Origin of the sequence: Ligilactobacillus hayakitensis DSM 18933 = JCM 14209 (assembly GCF_000615845.1) — a bacterium.
In the GTDB taxonomy this organism is placed as follows: domain Bacteria; phylum Bacillota; class Bacilli; order Lactobacillales; family Lactobacillaceae; genus Ligilactobacillus; species Ligilactobacillus hayakitensis.
Window position 1 is genome coordinate 15,055 of sequence record NZ_BAML01000005.1, and the last position, 17,476, is coordinate 32,530.

The window sequence follows — 17,476 nt, forward strand, 5'->3', positions numbered from 1 at the left end:
TTTGGTAGAAAAATTTACAAGTGAAAAAAAAGAAAGATTAGACAAAATTGTAACTGAACATTTTACTGATTATACACGGTCTCAATTAAAAAAGTTAATTTTAGAAGGTAATATTTTAGTTAACGGTGAAATAAAAAAGGCCAATTATAAAGTAGAATTAGGAGATGAAATATCTTTTGAAGCTCCCGAAATAAAAGAATTGAGTATTGAACCGGAAAATATTAAACTAGATATAGTATATGAAGATGATGATGTAATTGTAGTGAACAAGCCTTCTGGGATGGTTGTTCACCCATCTCCAGGTCATGAAAAACATACATTAGTTAATGCGTTGTTATATCATAGTCCGTTATCAACAATTAATGGAACATTTCGTCCAGGAATTGTACACCGGATTGATAAGGATACCTCTGGTTTATTGATGGTGGCTAAAAATGATAAGGCACATCAAGAACTATCAGCCCAACTTAAAGCTAAGAGTAATAAAAGAGAATATATTGCGTTGGTTGTTGGGAATATTCCTGAAAATAGCGGAACGATTGACGCTCCGATTGGTCGCAGTAAAAATGATAGAAAAAAACAAGCAGTTGTTGAAGATGGTCGAAATGCTGTTACTCATTTTGAAGTTTTAAAAAGATATGGTGATTTTACTTTAGTTAAATGTATTTTAGAGACTGGAAGAACACACCAAATTCGAGTACATATGAAGTATATCGGGCATCCCGTTGTTGGTGATCCAGTATATGGCCCCAAAAAGATGATTGCTGAAACTGGGCAATATTTGCATGCAGCAACACTAGGATTTAAACATCCAACTACAGGAAAATTAGTTGAATTTGAAGCAGAATTGCCAGATGAATTTAGAATATTTTTGGAAAAACTTGACAAAAAATCTAAAGTAAAGTAAATTAAGGTACAAGATATGTCCTTTAAGAATAGTCCTGTGAGGCTAAGAAGGTTATGATTTATGACTTTATAATACTGAATAAAATAATAAGACTAGGGCATAAGTTTGTTCTAGTCTTTTTTATAGGAACATTTTTAGGGATAGTCTAAAGTAAGGAGGATAAAGATGGCAAAGGAAATTTATGATTCACTGGCTATGAAACGAGCTTTAACCAGAATGACATACGAAATTATCGAAAAAAATAAGGGAATAGATAATTTAGTATTAGTCGGAATAAAAACTCGAGGAGTATATTTAGCCCAAAGAATTGCCGAACGCATGAAGCAATTAGAAGGTGCAACTGTACCTGTTGGAGCATTAGATATCACTCTTTATCGAGATGACCGTAATGATGATTTAGATGCTCCAATAGTTAGGGATACAGAGTTGGGTGTAGACATCGAAGATAACATGTTATTTTAGTAGATGATGTTTTATTTACTGGCAGAACAATCAGAGCTGCATTAGATGCGATTATGGATTTGGGAAGGCCACAAAAAATTAATCTGGCTGTATTAGTTGATCGTGGACATCGCGAATTACCAATTCGAGCAGATTTTGTTGGTAAAAATATCCCAACAGCAATGAATGAAGAAATTTCTGTTTATGTTGAAGAAGTAGATGGCAATGACGGGATTGATTTAAAAAAGATGTTTTAAATTAATTAAAAAGACTTCGGAGGGGTACAAAAATGACAGAAAAAGAATTTAGAAATCCAGAAGCAATTTTAGATATTCAAGATAAGCCTAATGGTGGAAAATGGCTATTGCTTTCCATGCAACATTTATTTACGATGTTTGGTTCTACGGTTCTCGTACCGTTACTTATCGGAATAAATCCAAGTATAGCTCTATTTAGTTCAGGTGTGGGTACATTAGTTTACATATTATTTACTAATGCAAAAATCCCCGCATACTTAGGTTCTAGCTTTGCATTTATTGTTACGATGCAAGCATTAATGAAATCATATGGGTATCCAGCAGTGGGGCAAGGAGCAATTGCTGCGGGGGTAGTGTATATAGTTGTTGCTGCTTTAATTAGTAAATTTGGATCAAAATGGGTAGACGATATATTACCTCCTGTAGTGGTAGGTCCAATAATTATTGTTATCGGATTATCATTATCTACAACTGCTGCGAATGATGCAATGTTAAATCAAAATCATTATGATTTAACTTATTTTGGGGTAGCAATCTTTACATTAGTCATGACAATTGTTTTTAATATGTTTTTAAAGGGTTTCTCAAGTATGATTCCCGTTTTATTGGGGATTATTGTGGGATATATTTATGCTATTTGTATCGGAATTGTTGATTTTAGTAACGTTATTTCAGCTAAATGGTTTACTTTGCCTGCGTTTGATATGATGTTTGTGAATTACAAATTTAAATGGTATCCAGCTGCAATTTTAGGGATGGCACCAATTGCATTTGTAACAATGACGGAACATATGGGACACGTAATGGTTTTAAATAAATTAACTCGCAGAAACTTTTTCCAAGATCCAGGGTTACACAAAACTTTATTAGGTGATGGCCTCGCAAGTGTTGTTGCTGGATTTGTGGGAGGACCTCCAACAACTTCATATGGAGAAAACATTGGCGTGCTGGCAATGACAAAAGTACATAGTGTTTGGGTACTTGGTGGAGCTGCATTTTTTGCGATTATCTTTAGTTTTTGTGGAAAGGTATCAGCACTAATTCAATCAATTCCAACACCAGTAATTGGTGGAATTTCTTTCTTACTTTTTGGAATGATTGCTGCTAATGGATTAAGAATTTTAGTGGATAATAAAGTTGATTTTGAACTAAAGCGAAATCTTATTATTACAGCGGTTATTTTAGTAGTAGGAATCGGTGGAACATATTTAAAATTGGGTGAATTCCAATTAACAAGTATTGCATTATCAACTCTTTTTGGAATTATTTTAAACTTAGTTTTACCAAAGAAAGCCGCTAGTGAAGTAGAATAAATGATATATTGGGAGTGATTAAATGAAACGATTGCTAATTTTAGAAGATGGATCTATTTTTGAAGGTGAAGGCTTTGGCTCACAGGTTAATTCAACAGGTGAAGTCGTTGTCACGACTGCTATGAATGGCTATCAAGAAATCGTATCATCCCCAATAGCTGCAAATCAAATAATTGTGTTTACGACGCCTGTACTGGGGATATATGGAACAAGTAACGACAGTTAGAATCCTTACAACCAGTATGTAAGGGCGTCGTTTGTCATTCATATACCGATAGCATAAGTGAAAATAGTACCAAATCTTTTTCGGAATATTTAAGTGATCAAGGTATTCCAGCGATTAGTGGCATTGATACAAGAAAATTAACTAAAAAAATAATCAAACATGGAGGAATTATAAAAGGCAGTATCATTGATGCAAATAATGATATTCAACATGCATTTGACCAGTTAAATGCTACAGTATTATCTGATCAAGTTGTAGATAATGTTTCTACAAGTAAGCCATATCCTAATCCCGATATAGGAAGAAATATTGTATTGATTGATTTTGGGGTTAAGCATAGTGTTTTGCGACAATTATCAAGAATGAGTTGTAATGTTACTGTAGTGCCTTATGAAACCTCTTTTAAACAAATTGAAAATCTATCACCAGATGGAATCATATTATCAAATGGCCCTGGAAATCCTAATGTATTAGACAAACAAGTTGAGACGATTCAAGAATTACAAAAATATTATCCGATTTTAGCAATTGGTTTAGGACATCAATTATTGGCGTTAGCAAATGGGGCTGAAGTAAAACAATTGAAAAATGCACGTCGGGGTTCTAACTTTCCAATCTTAGAGATAGCAACAAATAGGTTAATCACTGTTTCTGAAGAGCATTCATATACAGTTGATCCAACTTCTTTGGATAGAAAGCAAGTTATTATTACACATACAGATTTAAGCCGAAAGCATATTGAAGGATTTAAATCACGCCAATATCCAGCGATTTCGGTTCAATTTGAGCCAGAAGGAGCTCCTGGACCAAATGATGCAATTGATATTTTTTATGATTTTATGTATTTAATTGATGTCAGAAAGGATAGTTTGAATGCAAAAAATAAAGGGAACTAAAAGAGTTATAGTTTTAGGAGCATTGAATAGTGGTGCGATTAATGCAGTTGAACTATTAAAAGAAGCAGGGTTGAAGCCAATTTTAGTTGCTCCAAAAATAGATGGATATAAAATTGAAGGGATTACCGATGAATGGTTTACTGTAGAAGTTAATGCCGAAAATCTTTATGAAATTATCCGTCAAACGAATCCAGGTGCTATATTACCAACTTTCGGAGGACAAATGGCAATTAACGCTTGCATGGAATTAGAAAGAAGCGGTTTATTTAATGCATTAGGTATTGAAATTTTAGGGACGAACTTAAATTCGCTGAAGAAAATATTTGATAGAGAATTATTTAGTGAAGCGTTAAGAGAAAAAGGAATATCGACGCCAAAATCTAAAACGATAAATACTATTAGTGATGCAGAAAAGTTTGCAAGTGAATATGGTTATCCGGTAATTGTTCGTGCTGCGGCAACAACAATGAAACCTGGTGGAGATTTATGTAATAACTTTAAAGAGTTACAAAAGAATTTTAAAAATGCAATTGAACAGTCACCGGTTAAAAATTGTTTAATAGAAGCTAGTGTTACAGGATATAAAGAATTAGAATTTGAAGTAATGCGTGATGAATTAGATAATTGTATTTTGATTGGATCATTTGAAGATTTTGATGCAGTAGGGATTCACGCCGCTGATTCTATCGTTGTAAGTCCAATTAAGACTTTAAATAACTATCAGTTTAATATGTTGCGGACGGTTTCGCTAAAATTAGCTAGAATGTTTAGAATTGTAGGAAGTTGTAATATACGAATTGCTTTTGATAGTAGCACAAATAAGTATTATATACTAGAAATGAATGCTTCATATAATCGCTCTTCAGCATTGGTTGCAACGGTTACAACATATCCAGTTGCCGAGGTGATTACAAAAGTTTCATTTGGCGAAAATTTAATCGATATCAAAAGAGTAGGGTCTAAAATATTGACAGCAGCCAATGAACCAATTTTAGATTATGTTGCGATAAAAATTCCTAATTGGTCAGATAAAATTAATCGAACAAGATTAGGTACTAGAAAAAAAGCAACAAGCCAATTAGTAGCCTTTGGTAGAACATTAGAAAGTGCATTAATGAAAGCCATCAGATCAATTCCTATTAGAGAGATTGATGGAAAATTTATGAGCAATATGAAAGTAGATGATTTTGAATTAGAAAATAATTTGGTTCATGCGCAATCAGATCGAATATTTTATATTGCTGAAGCATTTCGAAGAGATTATACAATTCGCGAAGTTAGTAGATTATCCAAGATTGACCCTCAATTTTTAGTTGTAATCAATAACTTGGTTAATTACTTTAATAAAGGAAATATGTATAATGCAAATTTAGACAATATTAAGAGTGCAAAAATGATGGGCTATAGCGATTTTTGGATGTCTAAAAATTGGAATATGCAAGAAAGTGAATTGTATAACGATAGAACAAAAGCTGGTATTTCGGTTAAATATAATCGTATGGACAGTAGTGCCGGGACATTAGATTCAACTGCACCGTTTTTTTATGGGACTTATGAAGAATTAGATGAATTAGTAGAAAGTGAAAATCAATTAGATGTATTGATTGTTGATGGAGTTTCAAAGTTATCGTCTGAAAATTTTGCACGAAATCAAACGTTAAGTATCCTTGCAAAATCAGGATTAAAAATCGGTTTAATTTCAAATTCACCGGATACACTTTCAATGGCAGTTTCGATGCCAATTACAATCTTTGTCGAACCGGTTACATTTGAAAGTATTAAAAATATTTATGAAAGATGTAATCCCAAAACAATTTGTTTAAAAGATCCCAAAGGAATTAGCGACAAGCTGATTGATCAATTATATGATTCTGATTTTAAGGTTGTTACTTGGAATGAGCTAAATTAGTTTTTGTAAGACGTCAGTTAGGATATTTTCCATAATATCTACGTGCCTTTTTATAAAAATTGAGTTATTATATAATTAAATACTTTAATCTCTAATTTTCAGATGTGGTCATGCATAGTATTTTAGAGGACGAAAGGATAGTATCTATGAGAAATACGCAAGACAATATTTTTTCTTCCAAAACTTTAACATACTTTTTACAGTTAGCGGAGACGATGAGTTATACCAAGGCTGCTAAAATCTTAGGAATAACTCAGCCTGCGCTAACTCAACAAATTAAAAAATTGGAGAGAACTGTTGGTGCGCCACTTTTTTATTCAGTTGGTAAAAAGTTGCATTTATCTGATGCTGGATATACAATGCTCGATGCGACTCATCAAATAAATGAGGTTTTAAATCAAGCAGCCGATGAAATCCAGATGTCCACTGGATATATGCAAGGAGAAATAAATATCGGGATATTATCAACCATCGAAGATGAAGTTTTTTTAGATTTTATCATAGAGTATTATAAGAAAAATCCACAAATAACAGTTTCAATTCGTTCTTTAAGCAGGACTGAAATTTGGGAATGTTTAGAAGATAATACGATTGATTTTGCAATTATGTATCTTCCAGATAATTCAATCAAAAATTGGAAACCATATGATACTAAAAGGATTGTGAATGATGAATTGATGTTAGTTCATCAAAATAGCAAATTAGATGGTCGAAAACATGTGAAATTAAAAGATTCACTAGAAAATAGTTGGGTTACATATCCGAGAGAGTTTTATATTAATGAATTTTTACGTGAAAGCTTTAAAAATGAAATGTTAAATGTACCTCGTTGTGTGGCGTATTTGGCAACACCAAAACAAATGATTAAGTTTGCTACAAAAACAGGGGTTAGTACGGTGATTCCTGCTACATATATTGCAGCAAACCAACTTTTAAGTGAGTGTCGCGTGGCACATTTTGAACCAGAATTAAAATTTGATTTATCTTTTGTATTCAGAAGAGGTAAAAATCAAATTCCTCGGGTATCTGAATTTATGAATGACCTTACTTTATATTTAAGTGATAAAGGCTATTTTGAAAGATTAGAAGAATTGAAGAAGTAATTATTAATTATAAGGAGTTAATCATAATGAAAGAATTAGTTTTTGGACACAAAAATCCAGATACAGATGCAATTGTTGCTGCTAAAGCATATGCATATTTACAAAATCAATTAGGAGCAGACGCTGAAGCTGTTGCATTAGGCGCACCTAATGAAGAAACAAAATTCGTGTTAGATTACTTTAAAGAACCTACTCCACGAGTTGTCACAACAGTTTCAAATGAAGTTGAAGCAGTAATGTTAGTTGATCATAACGAAGTACAACAAAGCGCTGATGATGTTAAAGATGTAACAGTTACTCATGTAGTTGACCATCACCGTATTGCTAACTTTGAAACTGCTGCTCCACTTTACTACCATGCAGAACCGCTTGGCTGCTCAAGTACAGTAATTTACAAAGAATTTAAGCAAAATGATGTTGAAGTACCAGCTTCGTTAGCTGGAATGATGGCATCAGCAATTATTTCAGATACTTTATTATTAAAGTCTCCTACAACAACAAAAGAAGATGTTGTTGCTTTAAAAGAATTAGCCAAAATTGCTGATTTAGATTATGAAGCATATGGCCTAGAAATGCTTAAAGCAGGCACTAATTTATCAAGCAAGACTGAAGAAGAGTTAATTACTGCTGATGCTAAATCATTTGAAATGGGTGGAAAAACTGTTCGTGTCGATCAAGTTAACACAGTTGATCTAGATGAAGTGTTTGCTCGTGAAGATAAATTACGTGCAGCAATGGAAAAACAAAGCAGCGAAGAAGGCTTTGATTTATTCCTACTTATGGTTACAGATATTTTAGAATCAAACTCACGTCTTTTAGTTGTTGGTGAACCAAAAGATGTAGTTGAAAAAGCTTTTGAAAAGACATTATCTAACGATAAAATGGATTTACCTGGTGTAGTTTCACGTAAAAAGCAAATTGTACCTCAATTGGAAGCTGCATTTTAAGACAGGTAATTAATAATAATTAGAAATTTTTAAAGAGGTTGAGAGTTGGTTCTCAACCTTTTTTTGAAAAATAGAGGTGGTAATGATGCAAAGTGAATTTAATCGAAAGATTGAAAAAATTGCGGTATCCGATATCCGTCAGTTTGATACCGATGTTAATCAAATCCCTGGAATTATCAAATTAACATTAGGGGAGCCGGATTTTAATACACCAGAGCATATTAAGAGTGCGGCGATCAAAGCTATTGAGAAAAATAAATCTCACTATACCCCGAATGCTGGAATTAAAGAATTACGAGATGCAACAGCTAATTATTTTAATAAAAAATACAATTTGAATTTTAATGGTACTCAAGTTGTTACAACTGTAGGAGCTACAGAAGCAATTAATGCAAGTTTACAAACAATTTTAAATTCTGGAGATACAGTGATTGTACCCACACCGATTTTTCCTATTTATTTACCAGTTTCAGAAATAAATCATGGAGATTATGCATTAATTGATACTAGTGAAGATAGATTTGTATTAACCCCAGAAAAGTTGGAGAGATTCATTGAAAATAATTCAGAATTAAATATTAAATGTTTAGTTTTGAACTATCCATCTAATCCAACCGGGGTAACTTATTCTAAAGAACAATTGGAAGCATTAGCAAAAATTGTAGAAAAATATGATATGTGGATTTTAAGTGATGAAATATATGCGGAATTAACTTACAATGGTGCACATACTTCTATGGCTGAAATTTTACCTGATCGTACAATTTTGATTAGTGGTTTATCAAAATCTCATGCAATGACTGGTTGGAGAATTGGGTACATTTTAGGACCGCAAAAATTCATAGATCAAGTCGTAAAAGCTCATCAATATATGGTTACTGCACCGACAAGTATTGCTCAATATGCTGCCTTAGAAGCTATGGAAAATGGTTTTGAAGATGCTGCGGTTATGAAAGAAGAATATAAAAATCGCCGCGACTATATGTTGAAACAACTAGAAGATGCTGGTTTTAAGGTAGCTAGTCCTGATGGTGCATTTTATTTATTTGCTAAAATCCCTGAAAATTGTACGCAAAATTCTTGGGATTTTGTTCGTGATTTAGCAAAAAAAGCAAAGGTAGCTATAATTCCTGGGATTTCATTTGGTCCAGGCGGACAAGGATATGTACGTATAAGTTATGCAGCAAGCATAGATGTTTTAAAAGAAGCTGCAAAAAGAATTAAGGAATACATGGCTAATAAATAATATGTTACATGACAAACTGGAGGATGAATTGAACAAAGAACTTTTTCGTAAAATTCAAATAAAGAAATTTGAGCAAACAAGATTATAAATTAAACAAAAGAATTGAAGAAAGAAAAATTTATAATAAACTTTTTCAAACTGATGAATGGAAAAGGGCAAAAATAATAGCAGTAACTTTAAGTACAGAAATTGAAATTGATACGAATCCGATAATTGAGGAAGCTTTTTTAGAGAATAAATTAGTAATAATTCCTAAAGCCTTCTCTAACGGAATAATGAAATTTTATCAATATAATAAAGAAACGGAATTAGTTAAATCAAAATTTGGAATTTTAGAACCTAAAGATACTCGAAAAGAAATTAATCCAGATTTAATAATTGTTCCTGGACTGGCTTTTTCTAAAAGTGGATATCGACTTGGTTATGGTGGGGGATATTATGACCGATATTTACAGAATTTTAGCGGTGATGTAATATCGTTAGTAGATTCAAAGCGACAATTTGAATATCCAAAATGGCCAGTTGAACATTTTGATTTTAAAATTTTAAATCAAATTAGCATTGATACAGACTGATTCCTTCTATTATTAATCTAATAATGATAAAATAATAGAAGCAAATATTAATGGAAAGGTATATGCTGTGATGAATAAAAAAAGTACCTTACAAAAGAAACCGATTGGTGTATTTGATTCAGGTATGGGTGGAATATCAGTCTTAAAAAATTTAGTATCCATCTTACCTCAAGAAAACTTTATATTTTATGGTGATTCGGCGAATGCTCCGTATGGGGTTAAAACAGTTGAAGAAGTTAAGAACTTGTCGCGAAAAAATGTAAAGCATTTATTAAATGAGGGGGCAAAAATGATTGTTGTTGCTTGTAACACTGCAACTAGCGCAGCAATCAATGATTTGCGAAAAGAAAACCCTGATGTTCCATTTATCGGGTTAGAACCGGCTGTAAAGCCAGCAGTAGAGCACAAACCAAACTCTAAAGTTGGAGTAATGGCAACACCACTTACTTTAAAGCAAAAAAAGTTTAAAGAATTAAAAAGTAAATATTCAAATGAAGCGACAATCGAACCTATTCCGGCACCTAATTTAGTAGAGTTTGTTGAAAAAGGCGATGTAAATTCTAAAGAATTAAAAACTTACCTTTCAAATCTACTATCTGATTATACAAATGTGGACTCAATTGTATTAGGTTGTACTCATTTTCCATTTGCAATAAACGCAATCCGTAAGGTAATGGGAGAAGATGTCTTTATTATTGATGGTGGACCTGGAGCTGCGCGTGAAGCAAGAAATATTCTTGAACAAAACGATTTATTAAATCCACAAAATGAACGTGGGTGGATTAAATTTGAAAATTCAACTGGTGAGTATGAAAAAATCGATTTAAGCCATAAATTATTTAAAATGAATCTTGAATAAACTAAAAAGTAAGTATAATGTCTTTTTAATTTAAGCCTTAGGAATATCCGTTTTTAAAGACGGTGATTTCTTAAGGCTTTTATTATTGCTATTATATATTTATATAGGAATTTTTTGTACATTATAGAACCTTTCGGACTGGATAGCATAGTGTGTTATATGCTATCATAAATACAAATAGACTTTGGAGGAAGCAATTTGTCAAAAGAAAAAATGGTTGAAGAAAGTTTTTATTTAAAAAATGCAAATGTCGCCCCATTATTATTTGGAATTAATGATAGTTTTTTGAAATTACTTGAAGAAAGTAAAAATGTAATGATAAACCCATTCGGTGATTATATTGTAATTTCAGGTGAACAAGATTCTGTATTAGATGTTAAAGAGATTTTACAAGAATTAATCAAATTAATTAACAATGGAATAAATTTGAGCGAAGCTGATATAGTATCTGCAGTTAAAATGTCTGAAAAAGGAACACTAGAATATTTCCAAGATTTATATACAGATACATTATTAAAAGATAGAGCTGGTAAAGCAATTAGAGTTAAGAACTACAGTCAAAGACAGTATGTTTCAATGATTAAAAATAATGATTTAACATTTGGAATTGGTCCTGCTGGGACGGGGAAGACATATTTAGCTGTTGTAATGGCAGTTGCCGCCCTCAAAAAAAGAGAAATTGATCGTATCATTTTAACACGTCCAGCAGTCGAAGCGGGAGAATCATTAGGATTTTTACCGGGGGATTTGAAAGAAAAAGTTGACCCGTATCTTAGACCAATATATGATGCACTTAATTCTATTTTAGGAGCTGAACATGTAGAGCGACTAATTGAACGGGGTGTTATCGAAATTGCACCGCTTGCATATATGAGAGGTAGAACTTTAGACAAAGCTTTCGTAATTCTAGATGAAGCACAAAATACTACTAGACAACAAATGAAGATGTTTTTAACGCGTTTAGGTTTTGGCTCAAAAATGATTGTTAATGGGGATGAATCACAAATTGATTTACCCAAGGGGCATTCGCAAAGTGGGTTAGTGGATGCAAAAAATAAATTAAGAAACATATCGAATATTGCGTTTGTAGAATTTGATGCAAGCGATGTTGTTCGGCATCCAGTTGTTTCTCAAATTATCAGAGCTTATGAAGATAAAAGACTTAAGGAGTAAGATATGGACTTAGAAATATTTGATGATACTAATCAAGTTTCAGATAAATGGCTAGAAATGATTCGAGAATTAATCGAATTATCAGCAAAAAAAATTGATTTACCGGCCGATACACAAATGTCAGTAACTTTAATGGATAATGACATGATTCATGAAATAAATAAAAAATATCGGGGCATTGATAAACCTACTGATGTAATTAGTTTTGCAAATGAAGAAGAAGATCCTAATGAAATGCCAATTATTATTCCTGATGATGTAGATTTTGATATTCCCAAAAATATCGGGGATATTATGATTTCGATGGATAAAGTTAAAGAACAAGCGCAATATCTTGGACATAGTGAAGATAGAGAGTTAGGCTTTTTAGTAGTTCATGGATTTTTACATCTTAACGGATATGATCATATGAAGCCAGAAGATGAAGAAGAAATGTTTGGATTGCAAAGAGAAATTTTAGATGAGTATGGACTTAAAAGATAGAAAATTTATTAATGCTTGGAAAAATCGGCGATTTAGTAAATCATTAAAATATGCTGTTAAAGGAATATCAACTGTATTTAAAGAGGAAAGAAATTTTAGGTTTGATGTTTTTGCGGCAATTAGTGTAACGATAGTAGGATTATATCTGAAAGTATCTATATCGGAGTGGATATGGCTTTTTTTGGCCATGGCATTGGTTTTTATGAGTGAAATTTTAAATTCAGCTATTGAAAATGTAGTTGATTTAGCAACTGAGTTAAAACCAAATAAGTTAGCCAAAAAAGCAAAAGATATGGGAGCAGCGGCTGTTTTAGTTACGGCCTGTTTTGCAATCTTAATTGCAGTTTTGATTTTTGTTCCTAAGCTTTTAAGGATAGTATAATGAAGTAGAAATGAGGAAATATAGTATTATGTCAGAAAATTTTCGTTCAGGATTTGTTGCAATTTTGGGACGTCCAAATGTAGGAAAATCTACCTTTTTAAATCGTGTGGTAGGTCAAAAAATTGCTATTATGAGTGATAAAGCTCAAACAACACGTAACAAGATTCAAGGGATTTATACAGATGATAAATCTCAAATTGTATTTATTGATACACCAGGAATTCATAAGCCACATAGTCGTTTAGGCGATTTTATGGTTGAATCAGCGCTTTCAACTTTAAATGAAGTTGATGCAATCTTATTTATGGTCAATGCGACACAAGCCCGTGGTCGCGGTGATGATTTTATCATTGAACGCTTAAAAAATGTTAAGAAACCAATTTACCTAGTTATTAATAAAATTGATCAAATCCATCCTAATAAGTTACTTGAAATAATGGATGATTATAAAGATACGCTAAATTATACCGAAGTATTTCCAATTTCGGCATTAGAAGGAAATAACTGTCCAGAGTTAGTTGAATCATTGATTAGGGAACTTCCAGAAGGACCGCAATTTTATCCTGAAGATCAAATCACTGATCACCCTGAAAGATTTATTGCAGGCGAATTAATTCGTGAAAAAGTTTTGGAATTAACCAGAGAAGAAGTTCCGCATTCAGTTGCAGTTGTGGTTGATCGAATTGCACGAGAAGATGAAAATAAGGTTTTAGTCCAAGCAACAATTGTTGTTGAAAGAAATTCGCAAAAAGGTATTATCATTGGTAAAGGCGGAAAAATGCTGAAACAAATTGGAGTTAAGGCAAGAAAAGATATCGAACTAATGTTGGGTGATAAAGTATACTTAGAATTGTGGGTTAAAGTTCAACCAAATTGGAAAGACCGACAAGTCGATTTACAATCTCTTGGATATCGACAAGATGAATATTAAAAATGAGGACTGGATTTTTCCGGTCCTTTGTTATATATAAAGGATTAAAGAGGTCAAAAGGTTATGATATACAGAAATGTTGAATTTCAAGGTATTGTGGTTTCACGAAAAAACTATCGAGAACGAGATATGTTAGTGGAAATATATACTGATAAATATGGATTTAAAACGTTTTTAGTACGCGGAGCTAGGAAAAGGGGTTTTAAGTTATCTGCTGCAATACTACCTTTTACGTTTGCAACATATGTCGGAAGTATCAACGAAGACGGTCTTAGTTTTATTACGACAACCAAAAATTTGAAACAATTTCAAAGTATAAATCAAGATATATTTCTAAACGCTTATGCTACGTATATTTTGGAATTAATGAAATATGCTTATCAATCAGATGATTTAATTAGTCTTGATTGGTTTGAAAAGACGGTTAGTTCAATTAGTGCTATAAACGAGGGGTTAGATCCACAGATTATTACCAATATTCTTGAAGTTCAGGCCCTTGGAAGGTTTGGGGTGCAACCAAATTGGCAATATTGTGTAGTATGTCAAGGGGTTAAAGGGCCATTTGACTATTCAGAAAGTTATGGGGGGCTCCTTTGTGTACGTCATTTTCATTTAGATTCTCAAAGGCTACATTTGGATGCTAAGACTGTATTTTATTTGAGGAAATTTAGCGTAATTGATATTAATAGAATTTCAACTATTAATGTGGGAGACAAAACAAAAGAAAACCTAGCAAAAGCATTAACGACAATCTATGATGGTCAAGTGGGGATATATATAAAGGCAAAAAGTTTTATTGAAAAAATGAATACACAACTATATTAAATAAATTGTAAAGGAATCATACGAAATATTTACAAAATTGTAAAATATGATATTATTTACATGTTAGATATTTGTTTATGAAATAAAAATGTAACATTTATAAAAATATCGAGGTAGAATGATGAAAGATTTTTTAAACAATGTTCTCGAAAACAATAAAATAAAATTTGTAATGCGAACAATTTTTTATTTTATTGTGTTACTATTTTTGGTTTATTTATATAGTTATAGTGGAATTGATCAACCACATTTTATATATAATGAGTTTTAATTAGAGGTGTATATATATGAATCTTATTGAAGAAATTGATAAGTGGGGACTAGATGATACTGATAGGGTTGCGTATGATTATTTGGGAGAGAAAAATACGTACGGAGAGTTAAAAAAGTATTCAGATAATTTAGCTGCATACATTTCAAAATTAAAAATTGAAAAGAATGCGCCAATCATGATTTATGGTGGGCAAGATTTCTTAATGATTGCTAGCTTTTTAGCAAGTGTAAAATCTGGTCATGCTTATATTCCGGTTGATGTACATTCACCAGTTGAAAGATTAAACGTTATCAATCAAATTGCAAAACCAGCTGCATGTATAAGCTTGGCAGATTTGCCTCAAGAAAATGAAATTGATGTTCCAATCATTACGTTAGATAAAATTAAAGAAGTGGTTAAACAACCTGAATTAGAAAATAACGAATTTAATTTCGTGTCAGGAAATGATAATTTTTATATTATTTTCACTTCAGGAACTACTGGTGTTCCTAAAGGTGTACAAATCAGTCATGATAATTTACAAAGCTTTGTTGATTGGATGGGACAAGACTTTGGATTGAAAAAGGATATTATTTGTATTTCTCAACCACCATATTCATTTGATTTATCAGTAATGGATTTATATCCAACGTTGGTTAATGGAGGCAAATTAGCAGTTTTACCTAAAGATTTAACTACGAATTTTAAAGAATTATTTGCTACTTTACCTAAATTAAAAGCAAATGAATGGGTGTCAACGCCATCTTTTATGGATTTATGTTTGTTGAATCCAGAATTTAATCAAGGAAATCTTCCAGAGTTAAGTCATTTTTTATTCTGTGGAGAAGAATTAACTGTAAATACAGCTAAAAGATTACACGAACGTTTTCCTAAAGCGCGTATTTTCAATACATATGGGCCAACTGAGGCTACTGTAGCAATGACTCAAGTTGAAATTACTGAGCAAATTCTAGCAGATTATGCCAGATTGCCAATTGGGAAACCTAAAGAAGACATGGAAGTAGTTTTAGTAGATGAAGATTTAAATGAAGTAGCGTCTACAGAAGCTGGGGAAATTTTAATAATCGGACCAAGTGTTTCTAAAGGATATATCAATAATCCTGATAAAACAAAAACTGCATTTATTAACTTTAAAGGTAAAAAGGCATATCGTACCGGGGATTTAGGTCAATTTGATGAAACAGGGCAATTATTGTATAAAGGTAGAATTGATTTTCAAATTAAGTTGCATGGTTTTAGAATTGAATTAGAAGATGTTGATCATCATCTAGATAAGATTAGCTTGGTATCACAGGCTGTTTCAGTCCCAAAATATGGCAAAGATCACAAAGTTCAACAATTAATCGCGTATATTGTTGCTAATGAAAATGATTTTGATTCTGAATTTAAATTAACTCAAGCAATTCGAGCAGAGCTTAAAGAATCTATGATGGATTATATGATGCCTCAAAAATTTGTGTATGTTGATTCATTACCGTTAACTAATAATGGAAAAATTGACAGAAAATCACTTATGAAAGAGGTCAATGAATAATGATCAATTTACAACCGTATCAAAACCCACTGTATTTTGGATTATTAATTCTTGCTTTAATTCCTGAAATTATTTGCTTGTTGATGGGTAAGAGATTTAGATGGTATGAAACTATTGTGTCGCTTATATTCTTAATGCTAACTTTTGGAGGAACTAAGATTCATGAAGGATTGATGCTAATTTGTTATATCGTATTCGAATCAATTTTGACTTTTGCATATTTAAAATATCGTAAAAAGGATAATCGAGGTAGTGTGTTTGTAATTGCAATCATTCTTTCAATCTTACCTTTAGTAATTGTGAAGATTACTCCAGCAATTAGTGGATCCCAATCAATCATAGGATTTTTGGGAATCAGTTATTTAACTTTTAAAACAGTCGGTATGCTTATGGAAATTAGAGATGGAATTATTAAGGAAATAAGTTTATTTAAATTATTACAATTTTTATTATTCTTTCCAACAATTTCATCCGGCCCGATTGATCGATATCGACGTTTTATCGGAGACTATGATAATACTCCAAGTAAAGAAAAATATTTGAAAATGTTAGAAAAAGCAGTCCATTATCTTTTTTTAGGATTTTTATACAAGTTTGTACTAGCATACTTTTTTGGGACAGTACTATTACCAATTATGAGTAAAGGCTCTTTAGCAAATGGAGGAATTTCTTGGTGGTTAGTTGGATATACATATACGTATTCAATGGATTTATTCTTTGATTTTGCTGGATATAGTTTGTTTGCTGTTTCGATTAGTTATTTCATGGGAATTGAAACTCCAATGAATTTCAATCGACCATTTATTTCTAAAAATATTAAAGATTTTTGGAATAGATGGCATATGACACTTTCTTTTTGGTTCCGTGATTACATTTACATGCGCTTAGTATTTTTTATGATGAAGAGGAAAGTTGTTAAAAGTAGAGTGTTATTAGGTAATATCGGTTACTTTACATTGTTTATAATTATGGGATTTTGGCATGGACTAACATGGTATTACATTGTATATGGATTATTTCATGCATGTGCAATCATTATTAATGATGCTTGGTTACGATTTAAAAAGAAACATCAAGATAAAATTCCAAGTAATAAGTTTACTGAGTTGTTAGCAATGTTTACAACGTTCAATGTTGTATGCTTTAGCTTTTTGATTTTCTCAGGATTTTTGGATAAATTAATTTTTGGTTAATA

At 31.9% G+C, this 17,476-nt stretch carries 16 protein-coding genes and 2 pseudogenes; all 18 read left to right on the forward strand.

Translation table 11 applies throughout. From position 1 onward, the window contains the following. Position 1: 1 nt before the first annotated feature. The 18 genes and pseudogenes from JCM14209_RS02345 (at position 2) to dltB (ending at position 17,474) form a co-directional block, all read left to right on the forward strand. Positions 2-907, forward strand: a complete 906-nt coding sequence (locus JCM14209_RS02345) for an RluA family pseudouridine synthase (RefSeq protein ID WP_025022024.1) — start codon at positions 2-4, stop codon at positions 905-907. A gap of 165 nt (positions 908-1,072) precedes the next feature. Further along, positions 1,073-1,605 (forward strand): annotated as a pseudogene (gene pyrR, locus JCM14209_RS08835) (bifunctional pyr operon transcriptional regulator/uracil phosphoribosyltransferase PyrR). A gap of 32 nt (positions 1,606-1,637) precedes the next feature. Then, positions 1,638-2,918 carry a uracil-xanthine permease family protein gene (locus tag JCM14209_RS02355; RefSeq protein WP_025022025.1) on the forward strand — a complete coding sequence of 427 codons (1,281 nt, stop codon included), beginning with the start codon at positions 1,638-1,640 and terminating at the stop codon, positions 2,916-2,918. A 22-nt stretch (positions 2,919-2,940) separates the two neighbouring features. Then, positions 2,941-4,040: pseudogene (locus JCM14209_RS08840) on the forward strand (carbamoyl phosphate synthase small subunit). After that, the gene (locus JCM14209_RS02365; RefSeq protein ID WP_025022026.1) at positions 4,018-5,949 is read left to right on the forward strand and encodes an ATP-binding protein; all 1,932 of its coding nucleotides are present in this window, start codon (positions 4,018-4,020) and stop codon (positions 5,947-5,949) included. Before JCM14209_RS08840 ends, JCM14209_RS02365 begins: the two are co-directional and overlap by 23 nt. 146 nt (positions 5,950-6,095) lie before the next feature. Then, on the forward strand, positions 6,096-7,052 hold the full coding sequence (locus JCM14209_RS02370; RefSeq protein WP_025022027.1) for a LysR family transcriptional regulator: 957 nt from the start codon (positions 6,096-6,098) through the stop codon (positions 7,050-7,052). A gap of 26 nt (positions 7,053-7,078) precedes the next feature. Then, positions 7,079-7,999, forward strand: coding sequence for a manganese-dependent inorganic pyrophosphatase (locus JCM14209_RS02375; protein ID WP_025022028.1), 921 nt, complete (start codon positions 7,079-7,081; stop codon positions 7,997-7,999). A gap of 85 nt (positions 8,000-8,084) precedes the next feature. After that, complete coding sequence (locus JCM14209_RS02380; protein ID WP_025022029.1) at positions 8,085-9,245, forward strand: pyridoxal phosphate-dependent aminotransferase; 1,161 nt, start codon at positions 8,085-8,087, stop codon at positions 9,243-9,245. A gap of 68 nt (positions 9,246-9,313) precedes the next feature. Next, positions 9,314-9,820, forward strand: coding sequence for a 5-formyltetrahydrofolate cyclo-ligase (locus JCM14209_RS08845; RefSeq protein WP_051523364.1), 507 nt, complete (start codon positions 9,314-9,316; stop codon positions 9,818-9,820). A gap of 67 nt (positions 9,821-9,887) precedes the next feature. Further along, on the forward strand, positions 9,888-10,679 hold the full coding sequence (murI, locus tag JCM14209_RS02390) for a glutamate racemase (RefSeq protein ID WP_420806403.1): 792 nt from the start codon (positions 9,888-9,890) through the stop codon (positions 10,677-10,679). A gap of 213 nt (positions 10,680-10,892) precedes the next feature. Next, positions 10,893-11,852 (forward strand): PhoH family protein, encoded by a 960-nt coding sequence (locus JCM14209_RS02395; protein ID WP_420806406.1) that lies wholly within the window; start codon positions 10,893-10,895, stop codon positions 11,850-11,852. A 3-nt stretch (positions 11,853-11,855) separates the two neighbouring features. Further along, positions 11,856-12,335: an rRNA maturation RNase YbeY gene (gene ybeY / locus JCM14209_RS02400; RefSeq protein WP_025022032.1), complete on the forward strand. Its 480-nt coding sequence runs from the start codon at positions 11,856-11,858 to the stop codon at positions 12,333-12,335. Continuing rightward, positions 12,319-12,717, forward strand: coding sequence for a diacylglycerol kinase family protein (locus JCM14209_RS02405; protein ID WP_025022033.1), 399 nt, complete (start codon positions 12,319-12,321; stop codon positions 12,715-12,717). Before ybeY ends, JCM14209_RS02405 begins: the two co-directional genes overlap by 17 nt. A gap of 28 nt (positions 12,718-12,745) precedes the next feature. Continuing rightward, positions 12,746-13,648: a GTPase Era gene (gene era / locus JCM14209_RS02410; protein ID WP_025022034.1), complete on the forward strand. Its 903-nt coding sequence runs from the start codon at positions 12,746-12,748 to the stop codon at positions 13,646-13,648. A gap of 63 nt (positions 13,649-13,711) precedes the next feature. Next, entirely contained in the window at positions 13,712-14,473 is a 762-nt protein-coding gene (gene recO / locus JCM14209_RS02415; RefSeq protein ID WP_025022035.1) for a DNA repair protein RecO, read from the forward strand. 118 nt (positions 14,474-14,591) lie between these two features. Continuing rightward, on the forward strand, positions 14,592-14,744 hold the full coding sequence (locus JCM14209_RS02420) for a teichoic acid D-Ala incorporation-associated protein DltX (RefSeq protein ID WP_420806402.1): 153 nt from the start codon (positions 14,592-14,594) through the stop codon (positions 14,742-14,744). Between the two features lie 10 nt (positions 14,745-14,754). Beyond that, positions 14,755-16,281 carry a D-alanine--poly(phosphoribitol) ligase subunit DltA gene (dltA, locus tag JCM14209_RS02425; RefSeq protein ID WP_420806405.1) on the forward strand — a complete coding sequence of 509 codons (1,527 nt, stop codon included), beginning with the start codon at positions 14,755-14,757 and terminating at the stop codon, positions 16,279-16,281. Beyond that, positions 16,281-17,474 carry a D-alanyl-lipoteichoic acid biosynthesis protein DltB gene (dltB, locus tag JCM14209_RS02430; RefSeq protein ID WP_025022038.1) on the forward strand — a complete coding sequence of 398 codons (1,194 nt, stop codon included), beginning with the start codon at positions 16,281-16,283 and terminating at the stop codon, positions 17,472-17,474. Before dltA ends, dltB begins: the two co-directional genes overlap by 1 nt. The last annotated feature ends 2 nt before the right edge of the window (positions 17,475-17,476 follow it).

Bases quoted from the DNA above. Each gene is read 5' to 3' on its own strand.
- recO (WP_025022035.1), top strand. From the start codon at position 13,712: ATGATATACAGAAATGTTGAATTTCAAGGTATTGTGGTTTCACGAAAA.
- ybeY (WP_025022032.1), top strand. From the start codon at position 11,856: ATGGACTTAGAAATATTTGATGATACTAATCAAGTTTCAGATAAATGG.
- JCM14209_RS02370 (WP_025022027.1), top strand. From the start codon at position 6,096: ATGAGAAATACGCAAGACAATATTTTTTCTTCCAAAACTTTAACATAC.
- JCM14209_RS02420 (WP_420806402.1), top strand. From the start codon at position 14,592: ATGATGAAAGATTTTTTAAACAATGTTCTCGAAAACAATAAAATAAAA.
- era (WP_025022034.1), top strand. From the start codon at position 12,746: ATGTCAGAAAATTTTCGTTCAGGATTTGTTGCAATTTTGGGACGTCCA.
- JCM14209_RS02395 (WP_420806406.1), top strand. From the start codon at position 10,893: ATGGTTGAAGAAAGTTTTTATTTAAAAAATGCAAATGTCGCCCCATTA.
- JCM14209_RS02355 (WP_025022025.1), top strand. From the start codon at position 1,638: ATGACAGAAAAAGAATTTAGAAATCCAGAAGCAATTTTAGATATTCAA.
- dltB (WP_025022038.1), top strand. From the start codon at position 16,281: ATGATCAATTTACAACCGTATCAAAACCCACTGTATTTTGGATTATTA.
- JCM14209_RS02380 (WP_025022029.1), top strand. From the start codon at position 8,085: ATGCAAAGTGAATTTAATCGAAAGATTGAAAAAATTGCGGTATCCGAT.
- JCM14209_RS02405 (WP_025022033.1), top strand. From the start codon at position 12,319: ATGGACTTAAAAGATAGAAAATTTATTAATGCTTGGAAAAATCGGCGA.
- JCM14209_RS02365 (WP_025022026.1), top strand. From the start codon at position 4,018: ATGCAAAAAATAAAGGGAACTAAAAGAGTTATAGTTTTAGGAGCATTG.
- JCM14209_RS02375 (WP_025022028.1), top strand. From the start codon at position 7,079: ATGAAAGAATTAGTTTTTGGACACAAAAATCCAGATACAGATGCAATT.